Origin of the sequence: Mesorhizobium sp. NBSH29 (assembly GCF_015500055.1) — a bacterium.
Classification (GTDB): domain Bacteria; phylum Pseudomonadota; class Alphaproteobacteria; order Rhizobiales; family Rhizobiaceae; genus Neomesorhizobium.
On record NZ_CP045492.1, the window covers coordinates 1,080,609 to 1,101,924 of the forward strand.

Consider the following 21,316-nt stretch of genomic DNA (forward strand, 5'->3'; position numbering starts at 1 on the left):
GGTTTCAGGCTTTGAAATCTGTGCTTACGAACGGTCGTTGACGTCCCAATTCTCCCTTGTCAGGCAATAGCAGCCCCAAGTCTGCGCACCACCGCCAAGGTCAATGTCTGCCTCGTGCATGTAGATTGCGCCGAGCCTCTTTGTAGCAGTCTGGGAGCGCAGATTTGTGGGTGCTATATGAAACCAGGCTTCGCTTTTGGCGGAGAAAAGGTGGCCGAGTGTCAAGCGTTTTACAATGCGGTTTGTCTTGCCACCCCAGTGCTTACGCACGAGGAAAGTGAATCCAATCGATAGGCGAGATGGGGCATTGGTGTCCGAATAATAAACCGTGCACCCGATGACCCAGTTGCTTGCGTCACGAATGACAAGCGCTGCACCGGAAGAGAGCAGAAGGTCGAAATATGGGTCAAAAACCACTCTTTCGTGTCTGGTTCGCGCGGGGTGCCCCGCCCAAATTTCCGGGTCATTCGCTGCTTCAGCCAAGCCATCGCGGTCTTGTTTCCGAAGAGACGATATTTTAATTCCACTCCCCTCTAGACTCGGCTGCGGGTTAAAGTCGGAAGGAAAAACAAAAGCCATTCATTCACCTCGGATTTGACTGGTTGCGCGACAATGGGCATCGACAATATTCGTCTTGCCTGCATCGCTGACATGACTTGTTTGGAAACCGATGATTTTTGCAACATCTCATTGACTGGCAACAATGCGGACAAAGCACCAATCAGTCAGCTCAGCTAGAGTAAGATTTTTACTGGCATTTGGGCGACAGTATGCTCCCCATTTACGCTTCGCGATCGCTTAGGGTAACATTCTCAGAGTTAGACAGTTCGACAAATTTTGACCGCTTGCAAAATAATCAGAGAGAGCAAACGCCATGATACTCGTTCTTCTCCTGAGCGCAGTGGTCGCCTGTGTCATAGGTGCAATTCTCGGCCTAGTGGTGGCACGTTTCTTACCGAAGGTTTATTTATATGTGCTCTGGGCGGCACTAAATTTTTCGTCTCGATTTAGGTGTTCGATTTTAATTTGTATCGCGGTTGCGAATTGCTTTGTTCACAACCGACCATTTTTCAAAACGGTCGTTTAGTTCTAATCCGGGCCGCATTTCTTTCCCCAGCGGCGGATCGTTTCATAGGAGACGGCAATGCCGCGCTCCAGCAGCAATTCCTCAACAAGCCGCAGGCTCAGAGGAAACCGAAAGTAGAGCCAGACCCCGTGGGCAATGATCTGGGGCGGGAAGCGATGGCGCTTATAGCTGATTGGCGAGGTGTTCATGCAAGTGCGTCTATCGCAGCCGCTACTCAAAAGGCGTTACCGTGGTATCACCATTGGATCTGGTATGCAGCGGCACCCCTGGTGAGGCTCCAGCGACTTAAGGCCTCCTTAAATCGCCTCATTTATTCTGCATCGGGTGGGACGGGCACTTAAGGGGTGGTGAAGCGCAGCGTATGGCCGGTAGGGATAAAAACACGCGGATCGAGCCGACGTTCGACCGACCGGGGCGTTCGCGCGGTTCGGCCGACCTTTCCGTGGGTGAAGATGACCGCGTTGTGCAGTCATCCCGTGGCAAACCGGTGCGCAAGCAGGTCAAGGCACGTGGCAGACAGAAAACATCGCGCCGCAGCCGGGGTGGCTTGTTTGCCGGGTTCGGTCGGCTTTTTTACTGGTCGCTGGTTCTGGCGCTGTGGGGCGGCATCGGTCTTGTCGGCATCGTCGTCTATTACGGCGCGCAAATGCCCTCGACCACGGAATGGACGATCCCCGACCGTCCGCCCAATGTGAAGATTGTGTCCGTCGACGGGCAGCTGGTCGCCAATCGGGGTACCACCGGAGGCGAGGCACTCGGCCTGCATGAAATGTCGCCCTTTATTCCGCAGGCGGTGATGGCCATCGAGGATCGGCGCTATTATTCGCATTTCGGCGTTGATCCGCTCGGCCTGGCGCGCGCCATGGTACAAAATGTCATTGACCGGCGCGTCAGCCAGGGTGGCTCGACGCTAACCCAGCAACTGGCCAAGAACCTGTTCCTAAAGCCCGAGCGCACGATCGAGCGCAAGGTGCAGGAGGTGCTTCTGGCGCTGTGGCTGGAACACAAATACACCAAGGACCAGATCCTCGAAATGTATCTTAACCGGGTCTATTTCGGCTCGGGTTCCTACGGGGTGGAAGCAGCCTCACGGCGCTATTTCGGAAAATCCGCGCGCGACGTTACACTGTCGCAGGCAGCGCTCCTCGCCGGTCTCCTGAAGGCTCCGTCGCGGCTTTCGCCGGCACGCGATCCCAAGGCTGCCGAGCAACGCGCGCAGCTGGTGCTGGCCGCTATGCGCCAGCAGGACCGTATCGGTGACAAGGAACTGGCCTCAGCGATGAGCGCCAAGGCCACCGAAGCCGCCTCCTACTGGACCGGATCGGAAAACTACGTTGCCGACCGCATCATGGATGAGCTGCCCGAGCTTATCGGCGAGGTACGCACCGACATCATCGTCGATGCCACCGTTGACCTGAACCTGCAGAAGCTGGCCGAAGCCTCGATCCGCCGCCTGATCACCGAAAAAGGCGAGAAGCTGAACGTCAGCCAGGGCGCTCTGGTGTCGATCGACAATTCCGGTGCCGTGCGCGCCATGGTCGGCGGCGCGAACTATGCCGATAGCCAGTTCGACCGCGCATCCGAAGCGCTGCGCCAGCCGGGCTCCGCCTTCAAGCCGTTCGTTTTTGTTGCGGCGCTCGAACAAGGCCGAACGCCCGACAGCATCCGAAACGATGCGCCGATCAAGATCGGCAAATGGTCGCCACGCAATTTCGGCAATAAATATTTCGGCAAGGTGACGCTGTCTACCGCGCTTGCCCGCTCACTCAATTCGGTCTCGGCCCAGCTTGCCATGGAGGTAGGACCAGCCGCCGTGGTGGAGGTAGCCCATCGCCTGGGCATTGAATCAAAGCTGCAGGACAATGTGACGATTGCGCTCGGCACCTCGGAGGTAACGCCGCTGGAGCTGACGGCGGCCTATGTGCCCTTCGCCAATGGCGGCTACCGACCAGAAGTGCATCTGATCCAGCGCATCACATCCGTTTCAGGGGAGGTGCTTTATGAAAATACCGGCGGCGCAAAACCGCGTGTGCTGAGCGCTGAGACGGTCGGAATGATGAATGCCATGATGAAGCAGACCATAGATGCCGGCTCCGGCCGCAAGGCGGCGTTCGACTGGCCTGCCGCGGGCAAGACGGGAACGTCGCAGAATTCCCGCGATGCCTGGTTTATCGGCTACACCGCCAATCTCACCACCGGTGTCTGGTTCGGCAATGACAATGCCAAGGCCACGAATGATATTACCGGCGGCTCGCTGCCAGTTGAGGCCTGGCGCGAATTCATGGTCGCGGCCCATGAGGGCGTGCCGGTGGCACAGCTGCCGGGCGGCTGGACACGGAAGCCGGAGGGCGAGCCTCAATCCGCTCCCGCATTGGAAGTCAGCGCGCCAGTGCCCTCCAGCGGGGTGGTGCAGGCCGACGCAACAGAAACCGCACCGGCGCAGCGCCGGGTACAGCGTCCGGCAGTCGAAACCGGAAGCGCGCCTGTAGCCGCCGAGCAAACCGGCTCGATCCGCCACCCGGTGCCATCCGCCGACGTGGGTGGCCCCAAAGTGCGCCGCGAAGGCTCGATCCTCGACATCATCATGGGCAATTAATTGCCCGCGGCAAAAATGCGCTGCCACTCGCCATCGTCATGGAGCTCCGCTACATAGCGGTGCTGGAGATCATCATGGCAGCAGAACCGACCGACACCCGAAAAACCATCGTTTTGACCGGCGCCAGCCGAGGCATTGGCCATGCCACGGTCAAACGCTTCTCGCGCGAGGGCTGGCGGGTGATCACCTGTTCGCGACAGGCGTTTGCCGATGACTGCCCCTGGCCTGCCGGCCCTGAAGATCACATCAAGGTCGATCTTGCGGATCAGGAGGATGTCGGCATCGCCGTGTCTGAAATCCGTCACCGGCTGGAGGCCAACGGCGGCCAGCTGCACGCGCTGGTCAACAATGCTGGCATTTCGCCCAAGCTGAAGGATGGTGGGCGCATGAACTCTATCGAGACGCCGATGCATGTCTGGCGCGATGTGTTTCAGGTGAATTTTTTCGCTCCCATCATGCTTGCACGCGGGCTGTTCAAGGAACTGGCAGCTGCCACAGGCTCAATCGTCAACGTCACGTCGATTGCCGGCACACGCGTACATCCGTTTGCCGGCACCTCCTATGCGACGTCGAAGGCGGCACTCGGCTCACTGACGCGCGAAATGGCCGGCGATTTCGGCCCACACGGCATCCGCGTCAACGCCATCGCGCCGGGCGAGATCGACACCGCGATCCTGTCGCCGGGCACCGAAAAGATCGTCGAGGGAATTCCTCTCCGCCGGCTGGGCTCCACGTCGGAGGTAGCCGACATCATCTTCTTTCTGTGCTCGCAGCAGGCATCCTACGTCACCGGCTCCGAAATCCACATCAATGGCGGCCAACACGTCTGAGCTCGGCGGCCACCTTTTAAAGCCCCTCGCTGAACCTTTTCCACCGCCTGCGCGACAGATGCGCAGGAGCCGCATCACGCGGCTCTGGAAAAGGAGTAGCCATGACATTCGAAAGAGACTGCCGCATTCCGGCGGGATCTCTTGGCGCCTCTCACCCTGTCGCGCGCCCTTCAGGCAGCGGCGGAAATGAGGGGCGTCGGCCGATTCCGTTGACGCTGCGTAAGCTTGGGCGTATCGTCCGCGCCTTAGAGGGAAGAACAACAGAAACTTCAAAGGGGGATTGTGCCGGGAAATGCCGGCCTGCGGAGCGTTTCCGTATCGCCGCACCGGACTATTCTCCTGCCTTTGCGGGAAGAAATGCGATGCGTGCAAACCGCCCGGTGACAAATCTTCTAAAATCTCATTTTGCCTGCCGAAAGTCGCTCGCTACCACGAGCGGCTTTTTTGCTTTGGCGGTGGCCGCCAGCCTGATTTGGCAGGGGGAAGCACTGGCGCAGGACCGGATCGTCCATCCGGGCTCGATGGCGGTGACCGGCTTTCCGGGCACCACGATCCCGAATTTCGAAGAAGGCCTACCGCCCGGCGTCGATCCGGTCGACGAGACCTTCATCGATACCGCGCGCGCATCCCTGCGCGTGTTCGACGTTTCGGCCCTTGGCGGCCCGGCTTCCGGGCAACTGGTTTACACGCCGCCGCCATTTGAGGTTCCGGCAAGCCAGATCGGCCAAGTGTTCGGCGTCAAATACGATGACGGTATCCGCGACGGCGTTGCCACCGGCGTACCCAACATCTACGCCGCCGCCACCTCGCTGCACGGCGTGCGTATTGTTACGCCCGATGCCGACGAGGATGGTCGCCCTGAACGTCAACGTCGCGGTACGGCGGGCGCAACTTTCATGGCCGGTCAGTTCGCTGAAGAAAATGGCGGCAGCCCGGGCGCGATCTGGAAGATCGACGGCATCACCGGCGCGGTCAGCCTGTTTGCCACCATCGACACCAACAGCGGACCGGGCATCGGCAACCTCGCCTTCGACCCTATCCACCGCCAGTTCTTCGCCACCGACCTCGATTCAGGTCTGGTGCATCGCATCTCCATCGACGGCATGATGATTGACACCTTCGACCATGGTGTCGATGGCCGTCCGGTCCGCGGTCTCGACGCTGTCGCCGATGACGGCGCGGTGATGGATATCCAGGGCGAAGCGTTTGACAGCGAAAACCCGGAAAGCTTTGGCTATACGCAGGATGAGCGTCGCGTCTGGGGCATCGCTGTTCATGGCGGCCGGCTCTACTACGCGGTTGGTGAAAAAGCCGAGATCTGGTCGGTCGGCATCGCCCGTGATGGTGCGTTTGGCGGCGACCCCCGCTGGGAATTGACGGTCCAGGCTGACGCTGATCAAGCGGTCACCGACATCGCCTTTGACAATCGCGGCTTTTTATACCTTGCCCAGCGCGGTACCATCGAAAACCGCTATACCTATGAAAGCTTTGCGGATTCAGGCAAGGGCGAAGTGCTGCGCTACTGGCGCGAAAGCCCAGACGATCCGGCAACGGAATCGATCTGGGTCGAGGAACCGCAGGAGTATGCCGTCGGCTTTCCCGAAACCAACCGGCAGTCTGCCGGCGGCATCGACCTTCAATATGGATACGACAGCGAAGGCACTCTGAACCCCAATGCCTGCGCTGCTACGCTGGTGAAGACCGGTGACAGGCTGCGCGACAATGAGGCGCTCGCCGAGCAATTGCTGGCCGGCGGTCCGCTTGCGGTCCATGGTGTACAGCTGACTTCGACCACGCTGGCGAAACCTGCCAACGTGCCGCCTTTTGGTTCATGGTTCGTCGACTTCGACAACTTCTATGAAGATGCCGATGTGAAGGGCCATGTCGGCGATGTCGAGGTGTGGCGTCCCTGCGCCGGTCGGGTCGGCTTCTACGACCGGATACCGGGCGGCGGCTACCTGCCACCCTTCTATCCGCCTGTGTTCAATCCGCCCGGAACGCCACCCCCGCCGGGAGATCTGCCGCCCTGTATCGACATTCAGGACGTCCAGTTCTTCTGTACCTCGGCCGGGCTGGAAGCCGATCTCTACATCCATGACTATGCTGGCATCGGCGGTGATTCGCTGGGAGCCGGCTCGCGAACGCCCGGTGTTTCGGTGACCCCACCGAAGCAGACGCGTGCTCCGGGCGCTCCCTTTACGCTAGGAATCACCGGCCATTTCCCAGGCGACCGGGTCGACCTTGGGCTGTGCTTCTACAAGCAGTCCGATGCAGACAAGGGGGGCTATTTCCCCTGCTGCAAGGTGACCCTGCCGCTCAACACCCCAGCACTCAGCTGTGAACCGTGAGGAGGATGCGATGAAAAACGCTCAGTCGCTCCCGAACATGGGAAACCCAGTCAACGTCATGGAGACGATCATGAAACCCCTGTCATATGCCAGGCGCTCCGCGCGCTGGCTGATGGCGGCCGGGCTTGCGCTCGCCTCCATCATGCCGGTTGCGGCCAAGGCCGCCGAACCGGTACCCGAACTCAGGCTCGAACCGATCGAACGGCCAGAGCCGGGCAGCCATGAAATACGGCCATTCTTTGAAAAGACCGGTAAGCAGATGTCCTGCTCGACGGTCGTCTACACGCTGCGCTTTGGCATGCGCGGCAGTCCCGAGGCACTGGCCAGCCCGGTCTTTGCCGAGGAAATCGCGAAGATACGCATGAACCTGGTCGACGAATTGCCAAACGGCCTGACTGTCGTTGGCGTCACCGCCAGCGGCGACGGCACAGCATTCGCCGGCGGCGCCTTGCCCACCGCAACCATCGCCACCACGGCTGACCCCAACGACACGGCCAAGCTTTCCGATTTCGGCCTCTCGACTTCCGACCTGGATGGCAGTGGTGAAATAGGCGAGCGGTTCATCACCGTGCGCATCACCGCCAGCATCGACCCGGGGGCGTTTCCCGCGCCCACGCTTGTCGACAATCAGGCTTTCGTCACCATCGCTAACCGCGTCGGGGGCATGATCCATATTCCTTCGCACGACCCGGCACTGCCTGATGATGGCGACTTCCTGACCGGCCAGAAAACCCGGATCGGCATCGACCTCACCGGCTGCGCGCCGCCACCGCCGCCTCCGGGCGACAGCGCGGAATGCTTCAAGATCGAGACCGGTACGGTCGATTGCGTGCCCGGCGGTGGAGCCTTCATCTACCACATGCCGGTGGGTGCAGAACTCGGCGGCAAGACCGTTCAGCTCAACACCACGACGCCCGGCGTCACCATTGAGCCACCCATGCAGTACGTGCCGGAGGGCGGTGGTGTCCTGAACTGGACCATCACCGGCGCGCTGCCGGGCGATACAGTCCACCTCGTCGTTGTCGGCATCGAAGCCTATGCCGGCCCGGAAGAAGGCGTCGGACTCTGCTGCACGCAGGTGATCGACATCGTCATTCCAGAAGACATCGACTGCCCCGACAAGCCGCGCGAACCCGACCTCAAAGTCGAAAAGCGGGCAACGGTGGAACGCTGCACGCCTGAAGGCGGCTGCACCTTCACCATCCGGGTCACCAATGTGGGCGATGCATCCTATAACGGCCCGATTGTGCTGGACGAGGTGACGCTGCCTGGCAGTGCCACTATTGATTCAGGCCCGAACGCGCCATGGATCTGCGCACCGGCGACCAGCCCGATGCAATGCACCCATCCGGCCACCACTTTGGCACCGGGCGCTTTTGTAGAACTGAACATCGGCTTCAGGCCCGGCCCTGACTGGACCCGGCCTGCGATCCGCAACTGCGCCGCCTATAATTACGGCGCCAGCGGCAAGCCTCTTTTCGGGCTCCAGACCAACGACAAGGCCTGTGCCTCGATCCCGATCTGCATCCCAGGCCGCGACCGTGAGTGCACGCCGCCGAACGAGAAGAAGGTCGATCTGACCATCCGCAAGCGGGCCGTCACCCCGGTCTGTTCGCCGGACGGTACTTGCCTGTTCATCATCGATGTCATCAACAGCGGCACCAGCACCATCAATGGTCCGTTGACGGTGATCGATACCTACCCGGCAGGCGTGCCGGCCTCGTCCACCTTCGTGCCGTCGCCGCCATGGGCCTGCGTGCCCGATGGCGTGGGCCAGTTCCGCTGCGACCATCCGGGCATCGTGCTGGTGCCGGGCGCCTCGACGCCGATAGGCGTAAAGGTGAATGTCGGACCGGCCTACACAGCGGATACGATCGAAAATTGTGCCGAAGTGCTGCCCGTTCCAGGCGAGACGAACCTCGCCAACAACAAGGCCTGCGCTAAGGCACGCATCCGCCGCCGCAATCCCGGCCAGCCGGGGTTGACCATTACCAAGACCTGCAGGCCCGGCACCGCCGCCGCCGCCGGCTCCATCTGCCGCATCACCGTCACCAATGGCGGCACGGCAGCTCCGGTCGGCCCAGTGCGCGTCAACGACGCCGCGATGCTGATTAGCGGCGGTTCACCGGTCCAGGTTCAGTCGGTTGCACCTGATGGTGGCGACTGGAGCTGCGGTCCAGTACCGGCAGACACGCTTGCCTGCACGCTTCCCGGTGCCGCACTGACTCCGGGCACCAGCCGCCATTTCGATGTAGTCGTGTCGGCAAATGGGCGATTTGAAAACTGCGCCCGCGGGTCGGTTGGCCCCGAGCCGGGAGACGACGTCGTGCGTCCGTTCGGCCGGGCCTGCGCTCAAGGCGGCACTACCATCAAGGTGGAAAAGACTGGCGACAGCCAGTGCCGTGCCGGCGCACCCTGCACCTTCGAAATCACCATCCGCAATGAAGGGGACGAAGCCTATAGCGGCCCCGTTCGGATCGGCGATGCCATCGAGGTGGAGGGCCTTGGCCGCCTTGAAGGAGTTCCGGTGACAACCATCGAGCCACCCTTCGGATGCAGCCCAGAGCCGACAGTGCTGCCGATCTCCTGTGATGCCACGCTTTCACTTGGCGCGCATGAGGCACGGGTCCACCGCGTCACAGTGGAGATCCCGGATGAAGCACTGGCCAATGTCAACGGTCAGGCGAATGGCCGCAACTGCGTGGCCGTGCTGGAACCGGGAACACCGATTGCCGGCGAAACCTCGCAGCTCGTTCCCGCCCTCGGCGGTCGCGGGGAGCGCGTCGCCTGCCATCCGTTCATCATCGTGAGAAAGCAGGAATGCTCCGCCGGGTTGGTGATGAACGATGCCGGTAGATGCGTCTGCCCCGAGGGCCAGCGCTTCCGCAATGGCCAGTGCGTCGGCGGTGGGGGCAAGCTGCCTGTGCCTCCGAAGAAGCCGGAGCGCCCGCAACAGCCCGAAAAGCCGCAGCCGGAAAAGCCGCAGGCATGCAAGCTGCTGCCAGGCCAGATCCGCACCAAGGCCGGTGAATGCATCTGCCCGCGTGGTACGGTTCTGGGTGACAATGGCTGCTTCAAGCCACGTCCCGAAAAGCCGCAGCAGTGCCGTCTGCTACCGGGCCAGATCCGCACCAAGGGAGGTGAATGCATCTGTCCGCGTGGCACGGTTCTGGGTGACAATGGCTGCTTCAAGCCACGTCCCGAAAAGCCGCAGCAGTGCCGTCTTCTGCCGGGCCAGATACGCACCAAGGGAGGTGAGTGCATCTGTCCGCGTGGCACGGTTCTGGGCGACAATGGCTGCTTCAAGCCACGTCCTGAAAGGCCGCAGGAATGCCGTCTTCTGCCTGGCCAGATCCGTACCAAGGCAGGCGAATGCATCTGCCCGCGCGGAACCAGCCTGGTCAGGGGCGCCTGCCGCCAACGGGAGGTGGAATGCCCGCGTGGCACTGTGATGGTTAGGGGCCGCTGCCTCGAGCCGCTTGATTTACGCTGCCCGCGCGGTACAGTTGGCAAGCCACCGAACTGCCGCGAGGTCCGCCGCCCGCCGACGTTTGAGATCAACCCGAATATCCCGGAGATTCTCAATCGGCTGCCGCGTCGCGAACGTCAGCCGCAGATCGAGCAGCAGCAGCAGCCGCAGCAACAGCGTCAGCCAACCTTTAGCCCGAACATTCTCAAAGTGCCGGGTTAACAAGGCTGCACCATCCAAAAATGCCCCCGTTGGGAAACCGGCGGGGGCATTTGCTTTTAAGAAGGGAGGCTTCCTAATTCCGCCCGTAAAACACGTTTGGCACATGCACGGGCCAGCGGCGCGGGAGCACCGCGACCAGATCGAAGCGCATGGAAAGTCTGCCATGGTCCTGCTGCCTTCCAAGCCACAGATCGGCAGCGCCCTCGATGCGGCGTTGCGCGGAATAGGCAACCGCGTCCATGGCATCACCAAGGCTCGCGCGCACCTTGACCTCGACGATGGCCACCAGATCGCCACGCCGCGCAATGAGGTCGATTTCGCCAAGCGGAGTGCGATAGCGCCGCGCCACGATGCGATAGCCTTTCAGCATCAACGCCAGCGCCGCCAGCCACTCGCCGCGATGGCCGCGCCGATAGGCTTTCAGGCGCCTGGCCGGCTGGTCAGCCATCTTTGCCCTCCCGTAAGGCCAGCAGCCGTCGGTAGAGATCGGATTTGGCAGCGCCTGTCATCCGCGCCGCTTCGGCTGCTGCCTTCGATGCCGGCAGCTCCTTTGCCAGACTGAGCAGCAACTGGTCGATATCAGCAGCGTCGACCGGCTTTGCTTCCTCGGGTGGCCCTATGCAAACGACAATTTCGCCCTTGGGTGTTGAAGCATCGGCATAGTGTGCGGCGAGTGTGGCTAGGCTGCCGGTGCGCATCTCCTCGAACGTCTTGGTCAGTTCCCGCCCCACCGCCGCCGCCCGGGTGCCGCCCAGAACATCGGCGATCGTCACCAGCGACACCGCCAGGCGGCGCGGCGATTCAAAGAAGACCAGGGTCGCCGGCACGCTTTTGAGCGTCTCAAGCCGGCTGCGGCGCTGACCGTCTTTCACCGGCAGAAAGCCGCCAAATAAAAATGTATCGGATGGCAGGCCCGAGGCGGTGAGTGCCGCAAGCACCGCTGAGGGCCCTGGGATAGGCACCACGCGGTGGCCTGCCTCCATTGCCTGCCCGACAAGGCGAAAACCGGGATCGGAAACCAGCGGCGTGCCGGCATCCGATACCAGGGCCACGCTCTTGCCCTGGTTGAGCGCCTCGATCAACCGCGGACCGGCTTCATGCGCATTATGTTCATGATAGGCAAAGGCCCGCTGGCGGATGCCATAACGTTCCAACAACACGCGGGTGACGCGAGTATCCTCGCACGCCAGCACATCGGTGCCCGCGAGCGTTTCCAGCGCGCGCAGCGTGATATCACCCAGATTACCGATCGGCGTAGCGACCAGATAAAGCGCCGGCGCCAGCGGTCGCGCCGGCACTTGGTGCTGGCCGATCATGAAGCTTTTGCCGGTCCGGTCGGATGTTTCGCTGGTCGTGGTCATGGTCAGCCCTTGTCGCATGTCAGCGTTCGCTTGCAAACGCCCGGCAGCGGAACTTGCGTGCCTCCAAAACGTTTTACCAAAGTACGGGAGGAAGCCATGAATACGCTGGAGATCAACGACACATTCGACCCCTACTACAATGGCCGCACCGGCAAGCTGCCAGTCGCGCCCAAACTGCCCGAGAAAAAGGCTGCCGCACCGGCCAAGCGCGTGGCCATAAAATCCACGCTGACAAAATCCAAGAGCAGAAAACCGGTTTAACGCGCCAGATCCGCCACCACGGCATCGAGCACGATCATGCCTTGCGAGGTGGCACGCAAGCGTGAGTTGCCGACAGGAGCCACCAGACCCTCGCCCTGAAGGACGGAAAGCCGATCCGCAGCCAGTTCGCGACCGGACAGCGCCTCGTATCGCGCGAGGTCAATGCCTTCGGCCAATCGCAATCCCATTAGCAAGAATTCGTCGGCTTCCTGTTCTCGTGACAGGACCTCGCCGCCGGTAACGCCATGGCCACGTGCCTCCACAAGATTGAGCCAGGTTTCGGGCATGCGCTCGGCAATGGTGACGATGCGCTCGCCACGCTCTACGAAACGCCCATGAGCTCCGGGCCCAACGCCGACATATTCGCCATAACGCCAATAGATCAGGTTATGCCGGCTCTCCGCGCCCGGACGGGCATGGTTGGAGATTTCGTAGGCTGGGAGCCCATGCGCGGCGGTCACCTCATGTGTCAGCGCGTACAGGTCGGCGGCCCGGTCATTGTCTGGAATGGCAAACTTTTTCGCGGCATGAAGCGCGTGGAAAGGCGTGCCCTCCTCAATGGTGAGCTGATAGAGCGACAGATGGTCGGCGGCATGGCCGATTGCCTGCTCAAGCTCTGCCTGCCAGGCTTCGGGCGTCTGGCCGGGACGCGCATAGATCAGATCGAAGGAAAGTCGCGGAAAAATTTCGCGCGCCAGACCAATGGCGTGCAGCGCCTCGTCCACATTATGCAGCCGGCCAAGGAACTTCAGGTCAGCATTGTTCAGCGCCTGCACGCCGAGCGACACGCGATTGACGCCGGCGGCGCGGTAGCCGCGAAAGCGGTCTGCCTCGACCGAGGATGGGTTGGCTTCAAGCGTGATCTCAATGCCATCGGGAACGGTCCACTCCCGTGCGATGGCATCGAGTATTGTGCCCACAGTCTCAGGCTTCATCAGGGAGGGAGTACCGCCGCCCAGAAATACCGAATTGACTGTGCGCGGCCCACTGCGCTGTCGCATAGTCGCCAGTTCGGCGACAAAGGCTGCTGCAAACCGCTCCTGATCGACCGGCTGGTGGCGCACATGCGAATTGAAGTCGCAATAGGGGCATTTGGCGGCACAGAAGGGCCAGTGCACGTAGACGCCAAACCCTGGCGTCTTGTCATCCACAGCGATCATAAAGCGCCGAGTTTCGCGCGGGCAAACTTTTGGAAAGCACGCGCGCGGTGCGACAGCGCCTCTGTCTCACCGGGTTTCCAACCATGTTTTTCTTCTGCGGTCATCTCGCCAAAAGTCTGCGAAAATCCTTGTGGGACAAAGATCGGATCGTAGCCGAAACCTTTTTCTCCGCGCGGCGGCCAAACGAGATGGCCCTCTGCTTCACCGCGAAAATATTCGGCCTCGCCATCGGGCTGGCAAAGGCAGATGACGGCGACAAACCGTCCCGACCGTTCGGCCTCGGTGGTAACGCGCCTCTGGCGCAGCATGTCTTCGGTTTTTTGCATTGCCATCATGAAATCGCGCCCGCCTTCAGGTTTCTGGGCCCAATCGGCGGTGTAGACGCCCGGCTGCCCGTCAAGCGCATCCACCACAAGGCCGGAATCATCTGACAGGGCAGGCAGGCCGGTGGCGGATGCAGCGGCAAACGCCTTGATATAAGCGTTTTGCTCAAACGTCGTGCCGGTCTCTTCCGGTTCGGGCAGGCCGAAGTCCTTTGCCGACTTAGCTTCAAGGCCGAAGGGGACCATCAGGTCGGCAAATTCGCGCAGCTTGCCCTCATTATGGCTGGCAACGACGATCTTCTGGCCGGCAGTCAGCGTCATGGTCTGGTCCCTCAGGCTATCGCCATCTGCTGCAGGCTTACCAGTCTCTGAATGCCCTTTTTGGCGAGATCCATCAGCGCTGCCAGTTCGGCTTCGGAGAAGGGAGCACCCTCAGCCGTGCCCTGGATCTCGACGAATCCCCCCTTGCCGGTCATCACGAAATTGGCGTCGGTGCCGGCAGCGGAATCCTCCAGATAGTCGAGATCGATCACCGGCTGGCCGTCGCAGATGCCGCACGATATGGCTGCAACATGGTCTTTCAGTACTTTCTGGACGCTGACCATCTGGCGCGCCTCCATCCAGCGCAGGCAATCATGCAGCGCCACCCAGCCGCCGGTGATGGCGGCGGTGCGGGTGCCTCCATCGGCCTGGATAACATCGCAATCGACCGTGATCTGCATCTCGCCCAGCGCCTGAAGGTCGATGACGGCGCGCAACGAGCGCGCGATAAGCCGCTGGATTTCAAGCGTGCGACCGCCCTGCTTGCCAGAGGAGGCCTCGCGGCGCATGCGATCACCTGTGGCGCGCGGTAGCATGCCATATTCGGCGGTCACCCAACCCTTGCCGGTGTTGCGCATCCAGCCCGGCACCTTTTCCTCAAGGCTTGCGGTGCACAGGACATGCGTATCGCCAAACTTTACCAGGCACGAGCCCTCGGCATGCTTGGAGACGCCGCGCTCAAAGGAGATGGCGCGCATTTCGTCAGGCTGGCGTTTGGAGGGGCGCATTTTTAGGCTCTTTCTGTTCGTGATATTTCCGGCTTGTAGCCGCATGTCGAAGGCGGCGCAAAGGAAAATGCCACGCTGGCGCTGGCGGAATGGAGAACGCAACAGGAAGTCGAGGAATGCGGACTGGCGCAGGCACGGCAGGCTCGGGTAAAGAGCGGCGGTGCGAGGGCGGGCACTCCGATGCAGCTAAAAGACACCGCACCGGAGCCCGGGGGCAACTTAGTGGCGCACCATTCCGGCGTCCACATTGATCGTCTGGCCGGTGATCCAGCGCGCGTCGTCGGAAGCAAGAAATGCCACCACGTCGGCGATGTGCTCGGGCTGTCCCTTGCCTTTCACCGCCTGCAGCATCTCGACAAACTCGAACGCCTGGTTGTGCGGGCTTTCCTTCACGCCCTCGCTCTCGATGAGGCCCGGTGTGACGGCATTGGCGGTAATGCCGTATTGGCCGAGCTCGGTCGCCAAGGCGCGGCTGAAGCCGATAACGCCCCCTTTGGCAGCCACATAGGCGGCCATGTTGGGCGTGCCGGCAAAGAAAGTGTTGGACGCGATCGAAATCACCCGCCCGGCCTTCTTTTTCGCGCGCATCTGATCGGTGGCGGCACGAGTGACGATGAACGTCCCGGTCAAATTGACATCGATGATCTTGCGCCAGTGTGCGAGGTCGACGCTGTCCCATGCCACGAAAGGCACGATGGAGGCGTTGTTGACGAGAATGTCGACGCCGCCCGTCTTGTCCTCGATCTCGCGCAACATCGCTGCTACCGCATCGGGGTCAGAAATATCGGCGGTAATGGCAAAGGCGCCGTTCTTCATCGTGGCAGCGGCCTCGCGGGCCCCTTGGCCATTGATGTCGCTGACCACAACCGTTGCGCCGTCCGCTGCCAGCCGCGTGGCTATGGCCTTGCCGATGCCCTGCGCTGCGCCGGTCACCAGGGCCGTGCGTCCAGAAAGTCTTTCGCTCATACTTCGTCTCCTCTGAGAACAGGTTTATGCATCTGCATCGATCTCGTTCATGGCTGCGGCCACAGCGGCGGCGGTATCGGCACGCACGCCAAATGCGTTCATTGCGCCACCGAGCGCCGCCAGAGCGGCAATTGCATAGATGGGCTGGGCGGTCGGCCCCATATGGCCGATGCGCGTCAGCTTCCCGAGCGTCTCGCCCCGGCCGGATGAGAACACAACGCCGTAGCGGGCGCGCGCTTCCCGGCGCAGCGCTCCCTCGTCGACACCCGCTGGGGTGCGCACCGCAGTGGTGGTCGGCGAAGCAATGGCCTCGCTGGCGGCCCACAATTCGAGCCCCATCGCCTGCACGCCGGCGCGCATCGCCCGTGCAGTCAGTGCATGACGTGCCCAGACCGTTTCGGGACCTTCGTCAAGGTATAGGTCAAGCGCCCGGTCTAGACCGTTCATCTCGGCGACAGAGGGAGTAAAGGGGAACGGTTCTGTGCGCGACCAGGCCGATTCCCAGTCGAGGATCGACAGCATAGAGGCACGCGGCGCTGCCAGGTTGGCCTTCATTTTCGCCCAGGCCCGTTCGCTGATACCGGCCATGGTTAGTCCGGGTGGCGCGCCCAGGCACTTGTTCGGCCCGGTGATGTAGATGTCCGCAAAGCATGCCTCGGGATGCGTCTCCATACCGCCGAAGGAAGAGACGGCGTCAACGATGAGGTAGGCGCCGTGGGCGGCGACCACAGCGCCGATCTCGTCAATCGGGTTGATCGTCCCCGACGGTGTGTCGTGGTGGCACACCGACACCACCGAAATTTCCGGGTGCCTTGCCAGCATGTCCCGCACCGCTTGCGGGTCGATGGCCTCATTGTATGCCGTCTCGATCTCGAGAAGGTTTGGCGAATAGCGCTTGGCCCAATACCCAAAACCCTTCCCGTAGACGCCGGAGGCAAGGTTGAGCACCGTATCCTGCGGGGTGATCAGCGAGGCGGCGGCGGCCTCAAGCCCGAGCACCGGCTCACCTTGCAGGATGACCGGCCGGTTGGAAAGCCGCATCGCCTTCTGCGCTTTGTGTACGACTTTTTCGTAGAAGATCTGGAAAGCCGGATCATAGTCGTAGAGCACGGTTCGGCCGAGCGCGTTAAGCACTTCCGGATAGGCGTTGACCGGACCGGAGGTGAGAGTGAAGACGGGCTGGGCGGTGTCTGGATATCGCATGGTCTCACCTCACCCGTAAAACTGCGTGCCGGTACGGTAGTTCTGGAAGTTCTCCATATCATGGGAGAACATCAGATCAGCGCCGCGTTCTTCGGCAAGCGCTTGACGCGGCGCATCGAGTCCACGCCGGCAACCGGATCGATATGGAACGACGCCTGGCACAGGGTCTCGAGACTTTTCTGGGTATAGGCCGCATCGATGGTGAACAGGATCGGGCGCCGGTTCGGGAACTCGACCAGCAGGCTGTAATGGCCGATGGAATGCCCGGGCGTGAAGATCAGATGGACACCTTTGGCCAGTTCCACGTCGCCCTCAATACCCTCGAAGGTCGAGTTCGCGCGGGTGGTTCCGGCCAGAAGCTGGTCAGTCACGCCGCGCGCTTCTGCCGCTTCGGCGGAGAAGCTGAGATCGGAATAGCCCAGGTGCTCGAACGGCTGCGGGTTGCAGGCCTGCGGCACCTCGAGCTTGTGGCAAATCTTCTTGGCATCCGGGAAATATTTGTTGCCGCCACAGTGATCGAAGTGGAAATGCGAGTTGAAGACAACGCCGACATCCTTGGGCTCAAGGCCGATGAGGCCAAGGGCGCCGGGAATCGTCTGCTCCTTCGTTTGCATCGGCTTTTCGAAGGGCAGCACCTTTTGGACATGGTCATAGTCAAAGCCGGTGTCGAAGAGGAAGCGCCCCTCGGCATGCTCGACCAGGATAGAGTAGACCGGAAAGCGGATATCACCCGCAGGGCCGCGGTTCCAGAACACGTGGTATCCGTCGATCACGAGCGAGCCACCGTCGAGCAGGTAAACTTTGGTGTCAGTCATTATCTTGTCCTCCAGGGTTGGGTTTCAGCGCGCGCCGCGCTCATAGGGTATGCCAAGGGCGGCCGGCAGGCTGGCGCGCCGCCCGAAAAGCACCAGCATCACCATGACCGCCAGGAAAGGCAGCATCTGGATCACGTCGGTGGGGATATTGACGCCCGCCACCTGGGCCGCCGTCGTCATCGAAAGGCAGGCGCCGAACACCAGCGCCCCGACCAACACCCAGACAGGGCGACCGCGTGCAAGCATGGCCAGAACGATGCCCAGGAACCCGGCACCATTGGTGATGAAGGGAATGAAAAGCCCCGCTCCGACATTAGCCAGATAAGCGCCCCCCAGACCTGCCATGCCGCCGGTAAACAGGACTGCCACGGTGCGGGTGCGGACAACATCGATGCCCGCAACGTCGAGTGCTGCCGGCTTGTCGCCGGCAGCCTGCAGGTTAAGGCCAAGCTGCGTGCGCCGATAAACCCAGATCATGATGCCGACGCTTGCGATGGCCAGGTAGACAACCAGGTGATGCCTGAACAGCGCCGGGCCAAGGATCGGGATGTCCGAGAGAAACGGGATAGCGGTGGCTTCGGCCGCAGGCAGGCGCGGATAGCTTTGCGAGAACTGGAAGTGGTGCAGCAGCGCGGTCAGACCCTCAAGACCCAGCGTCAGTGCGATGCCGATGACAATCTGGTTAAGTCCGATCCGCACGCAGAGAAATGCCATCAGTGCTGCCACCGCCATGCCGCCGGCCGCGCCGGTGGCAAATCCCAGCCAGAACGATCCAGAGTAAAAGGCGCCGACGAAGCCGAGATAGGCTCCTGTAATCATCATGCCCTCGATGCCGATGTTCAGCACGCCGGCCTTTTCCGACATCTGCTCGCCAAGACCGGCCAACAGCAGCGGTATCGCCGCCGTCACCGCCCCGAAAAGGAGAGCCGCCAGGAATGCGTCGCTCAACAGACCACTCATGATCAGCTCCTCCGGGACTGGTTGAACCGGTGATCGAGGAACTCCGCGATCGCCAGAGTGAGGAGAACGATGGCCACCAGAACCATCGTGAAATGATGCGGCACGCCAAGGCGACGGGCCGCGCTCTCGCCGCCGATTGACAGTACCGAAAGCAGGAACACGAAACCAATGGCCGCAAAGCCGTTCATGCGGGCAAGAAAGATCACCGGGATGACGGCAAGCCCGTAAGCCGGATTCCACTCGGCCCGCACATTGCCCTGGATGCCAATGATGTCGATGGCGCCGCCAAGCCCGATCAGCCCGGCCGAGATGGCAAACACGGCAACCGTGAGGAGCGGCACATTGAGACCGGCATGGACAGCCGCCCGCGGATTGGCTCCGACGGTGCGCAGCTTCAGGCCGAAGCTGGTCCGCGTCATCACCAGATGGACGATGATAATGGCGGCAAGTCCGAATAAAAGGCCGCTGGTGACGGTGGTTTCGAACAAGCGTGGAAGGCGCTCCGCAACCGGTAGCGTGCGCGTCTGCGGCACAGTGGTGGCAGGGTCCAGAAAGACGAGTTTGACGAGCACATTTGCCAGTGAGACGCCGAGAAACGACATCATCAGCGTGGTGATGATCTCGTTGACACCCTGATACGCCCGCAGCAGCGCGGGGACGAGCGACCATACCATGGCGACCGTCATCGCGATCATAAATGCGACCGTCAGTGCCAGCCAGTTGGGCAATGATTGCACCAGAAGCGGCGCGCTCGCCGCCGCAAGCACAGCACTAAGCAGGAACTGGCCGTCGCCACCGAGGTTCCACATACCCGCCCGGAAGGCAACGATGAGGCCGGCGGCGATGAACAGGAGCGGAGCCATACGGGTTAGCGTCTGCTGCAGGCCGAGCGGCGATAACAGCCCTCTTTCCACGACCAGACCGTAATAGGCGAGCGGATCAATGCCGACAGCAAGCAGGACGCATCCGGCCAGCGCCAGCGACACCAGGATTGGCACCAGCGTGATGAAAAGACGGCGCGCGAAGTCGTGGCGGCTGTCGTCCACGAGATCCGTGTCTGTCGCGGTGACGGGTGTTGCGCTGTCGCTCATGCTGCCAGTCCGATCATCAGCCGGCCGACTTTTTCGGCGGCATCTTCGCCATTCGCCACGGTACCCACCAGGCGCCCCTGGGCAATGACCGCGATGCGGTGACACATGCTGAGCAACTCCTCCAGGTCGGTCGAAATCAGCAGCACCGCAAGATCCTGGCTGGCGATGTCGCGAATGCGCTGGCGCGTGGCCAGCGTGTTGGCGAGATCGAGCCCGTAGGTCGGCTTGTTGAAAATCACGGCGCGGGCGCCATCGGCCAGTTCACGCGCGATCAACACCTTCTGGATATTGCCGCCCGAAAGGCGACCGATCGGCGTCGCCACGCTTGGAGTGCGCACATCGTAAAGCCGCGTCAGTTCTTTCGCGCGCGCATCGATCCGGCGTGTCTGCTGAATGCCGGAGCTCCATAGTGGTGGCTCGCCGATCTGCTTGAGGAAATAATTGATCGAGACAGGGAAGCTGCCCACGGTGCCTTCGCCTAGCCGGTCGTCGGTCAGATAGCGCAGCCCGTGGCGCCGTCGCGCAGCGACATTCAGCCCGTCGAGTTGCTCGCCCGCAAGCGTCACGCGCCCTCCCGCCGGTCGCTGCCCGGACAATGCCTCGGCCATCTGTTTTTGCCCGTTGCCGTCGATGCCGGCAACGCCGAGTATCTCGCCGCGTCCGATGTCAAACGAGATGGAATCGAGGCCCGGAGCATCGGCAGTGGCAGCAACAGTGAGGTCTCGAACTGAAAGCAATGCTTCGTCATTGGCAGCGCGCGCAGGTATCGCGACGGCACTGTCGCCCGCCTGTCGACCAAACATCATGGTGACAATTTCGTCCACCAGTACCGATGGTTCGAGCTGGCGCAGTCGCTCTGGCGCGATCTCTCCGATCTTGCGCCCCAGCTTGAGGACCGAGACACGGTCGCCGAATTCGGCGGCCTCGTTGAGTTTGTGGGTGATAAAGACGACGGCAAGCCCTCGCTCCACCAGCCGGCGCATGAGTGCGCCAAGCTCGGCGATGCCCCTGGGCGTCAGCATTGAGGTCGCTTCATCGAGAATAAGGAGGCGGCTGTCGCGCAACAATGCGCGCACAATCTCCACCTGCTGTTGCTCGCCGAGCGACAGCTCCGAGACATGAGCGTCGAGATTGATATCAATGCCGAGCGGCTGAACGATAGCTTGCACGCGCTCGGTCAGCGCGGCAATGCCGGGGCGCTGCCACCACGAGCCGCCAAGTGCAAGATTTTCTGCAACTGTAAGGGTGGGAACCAGCATGTTGTGCTGGAAAACCGTGCCTATGCCCAGCGCCAGGGCGTGGCGCGGCGAACGGATGGCCATCGGCGTGCCATCGATCAGGATGCGGCCGCTATCGGGCTGCAGGAGACCGGACAACATGCCGATCAGCGTCGACTTGCCTGCCCCGTTCTCCCCCAGAAGCACATGCACCTCGCCGGCGCAGATCGCCAGGTCGACCTGGTCGTTGGCCACGATGCCGGGGAAGCGCTTGGTGACGCGTTCCAGCGTAACGATGGCCTGTCCGGTGCGCGAGGGCTCGTTGTTGGTAACCATGTTCCAGCCGCCTGTTAGGAGA

At 61.8% G+C, this 21,316-nt stretch carries 17 protein-coding genes and 1 pseudogene; 5 read left to right on the plus strand and 13 right to left on the minus strand.

Annotated features, from left to right (window positions below; genetic code table 11):
• Positions 1–24 precede the first annotated feature (24 nt).
• Both GA830_RS05290 and GA830_RS05295 read right to left on the minus strand, forming a co-directional pair.
• Entirely contained in the window at positions 25–579 is a 555-nt protein-coding gene (locus GA830_RS05290; RefSeq protein ID WP_195164045.1) for a GNAT family N-acetyltransferase, read from the minus strand.
• Positions 580–1,098: 519 nt separating this feature from the next.
• Positions 1,099–1,275, minus strand: a pseudogene (locus GA830_RS05295) (IS6 family transposase); the annotation flags it as partial.
• Between the two features lie 173 nt (positions 1,276–1,448).
• On the opposite strand from GA830_RS05295, the gene GA830_RS05300 reads away from it, so the two are divergent.
• From GA830_RS05300 to GA830_RS05315, 4 genes are all read left to right on the plus strand, one after another.
• Entirely contained in the window at positions 1,449–3,683 is a 2,235-nt protein-coding gene (locus GA830_RS05300; protein WP_195164046.1) for a transglycosylase domain-containing protein, read from the plus strand.
• A gap of 74 nt (positions 3,684–3,757) precedes the next feature.
• Positions 3,758–4,513, plus strand: a complete 756-nt coding sequence (locus GA830_RS05305) for an SDR family NAD(P)-dependent oxidoreductase (protein ID WP_195164047.1) — start codon at positions 3,758–3,760, stop codon at positions 4,511–4,513.
• Positions 4,514–4,875: 362 nt separating this feature from the next.
• Positions 4,876–6,861 (plus strand): hypothetical protein, encoded by a 1,986-nt coding sequence (locus tag GA830_RS05310; RefSeq protein WP_195164048.1) that lies wholly within the window; start codon positions 4,876–4,878, stop codon positions 6,859–6,861.
• A gap of 10 nt (positions 6,862–6,871) precedes the next feature.
• On the plus strand, positions 6,872–10,552 hold the full coding sequence (locus tag GA830_RS05315) for a DUF7929 domain-containing protein (RefSeq protein WP_195164049.1): 3,681 nt from the start codon (positions 6,872–6,874) through the stop codon (positions 10,550–10,552).
• Positions 10,553–10,625: 73 nt separating this feature from the next.
• On the opposite strand, the gene GA830_RS05320 is transcribed toward GA830_RS05315, so the two are convergent.
• Positions 10,626–11,000 (minus strand): YraN family protein, encoded by a 375-nt coding sequence (locus GA830_RS05320; protein WP_195164050.1) that lies wholly within the window; start codon positions 10,998–11,000, stop codon positions 10,626–10,628.
• A complete protein-coding gene (gene rsmI, locus GA830_RS05325) occupies positions 10,993–11,868 on the minus strand; it encodes a 16S rRNA (cytidine(1402)-2'-O)-methyltransferase (protein WP_195164784.1) in 876 nt (291 codons plus the stop codon). The genes GA830_RS05320 and rsmI overlap by 8 nt, the downstream gene beginning before the upstream one ends.
• 141 nt (positions 11,869–12,009) lie before the next feature.
• On the opposite strand from rsmI, the gene GA830_RS05330 reads away from it, so the two are divergent.
• The gene (locus GA830_RS05330; protein ID WP_195164051.1) at positions 12,010–12,174 is read left to right on the plus strand and encodes a hypothetical protein; all 165 of its coding nucleotides are present in this window, start codon (positions 12,010–12,012) and stop codon (positions 12,172–12,174) included.
• Here the strand turns inward: GA830_RS05330 and hemW are convergent.
• From hemW to GA830_RS05375, 9 genes are all read right to left on the minus strand, one after another.
• The gene (gene hemW, locus GA830_RS05335; RefSeq protein ID WP_195164052.1) at positions 12,171–13,334 is read right to left on the minus strand and encodes a radical SAM family heme chaperone HemW; all 1,164 of its coding nucleotides are present in this window, start codon (positions 13,332–13,334) and stop codon (positions 12,171–12,173) included. The two genes, GA830_RS05330 and hemW, sit on opposite strands and share 4 nt — an antisense overlap.
• Entirely contained in the window at positions 13,331–13,978 is a 648-nt protein-coding gene (gene rdgB, locus GA830_RS05340) for an RdgB/HAM1 family non-canonical purine NTP pyrophosphatase (protein WP_195164053.1), read from the minus strand. Before rdgB ends, hemW begins: the two co-directional genes overlap by 4 nt.
• Positions 13,979–13,989: 11 nt before the next feature.
• Complete coding sequence (gene rph / locus GA830_RS05345) at positions 13,990–14,706, minus strand: ribonuclease PH (protein WP_195164054.1); 717 nt, start codon at positions 14,704–14,706, stop codon at positions 13,990–13,992.
• Positions 14,707–14,925: 219 nt separating this feature from the next.
• The gene (gene pldH / locus GA830_RS05350) at positions 14,926–15,672 is read right to left on the minus strand and encodes a pyridoxal 4-dehydrogenase, SDR-type (protein ID WP_195164055.1); all 747 of its coding nucleotides are present in this window, start codon (positions 15,670–15,672) and stop codon (positions 14,926–14,928) included.
• Between the two features lie 24 nt (positions 15,673–15,696).
• Positions 15,697–16,875: a pyridoxamine--pyruvate transaminase gene (gene ppaT / locus GA830_RS05355; RefSeq protein WP_195164056.1), complete on the minus strand. Its 1,179-nt coding sequence runs from the start codon at positions 16,873–16,875 to the stop codon at positions 15,697–15,699.
• Positions 16,876–16,946: 71 nt separating this feature from the next.
• Complete coding sequence (pldA, locus tag GA830_RS05360; RefSeq protein WP_441338659.1) at positions 16,947–17,690, minus strand: 4-pyridoxolactonase; 744 nt, start codon at positions 17,688–17,690, stop codon at positions 16,947–16,949.
• A gap of 24 nt (positions 17,691–17,714) precedes the next feature.
• On the minus strand, positions 17,715–18,650 hold the full coding sequence (locus GA830_RS05365; protein ID WP_195164057.1) for a putative B6 ABC transporter permease subunit 1: 936 nt from the start codon (positions 18,648–18,650) through the stop codon (positions 17,715–17,717).
• Positions 18,651–18,652: 2 nt separating this feature from the next.
• The gene (locus GA830_RS05370) at positions 18,653–19,741 is read right to left on the minus strand and encodes a putative B6 ABC transporter permease subunit 2 (protein WP_195164058.1); all 1,089 of its coding nucleotides are present in this window, start codon (positions 19,739–19,741) and stop codon (positions 18,653–18,655) included.
• Positions 19,738–21,294 (minus strand): putative B6 ABC transporter ATP-binding protein, encoded by a 1,557-nt coding sequence (locus tag GA830_RS05375; protein ID WP_195164059.1) that lies wholly within the window; start codon positions 21,292–21,294, stop codon positions 19,738–19,740. The genes GA830_RS05370 and GA830_RS05375 overlap by 4 nt, the downstream gene beginning before the upstream one ends.
• Between the last annotated feature and the right edge of the window lie 22 nt (positions 21,295–21,316).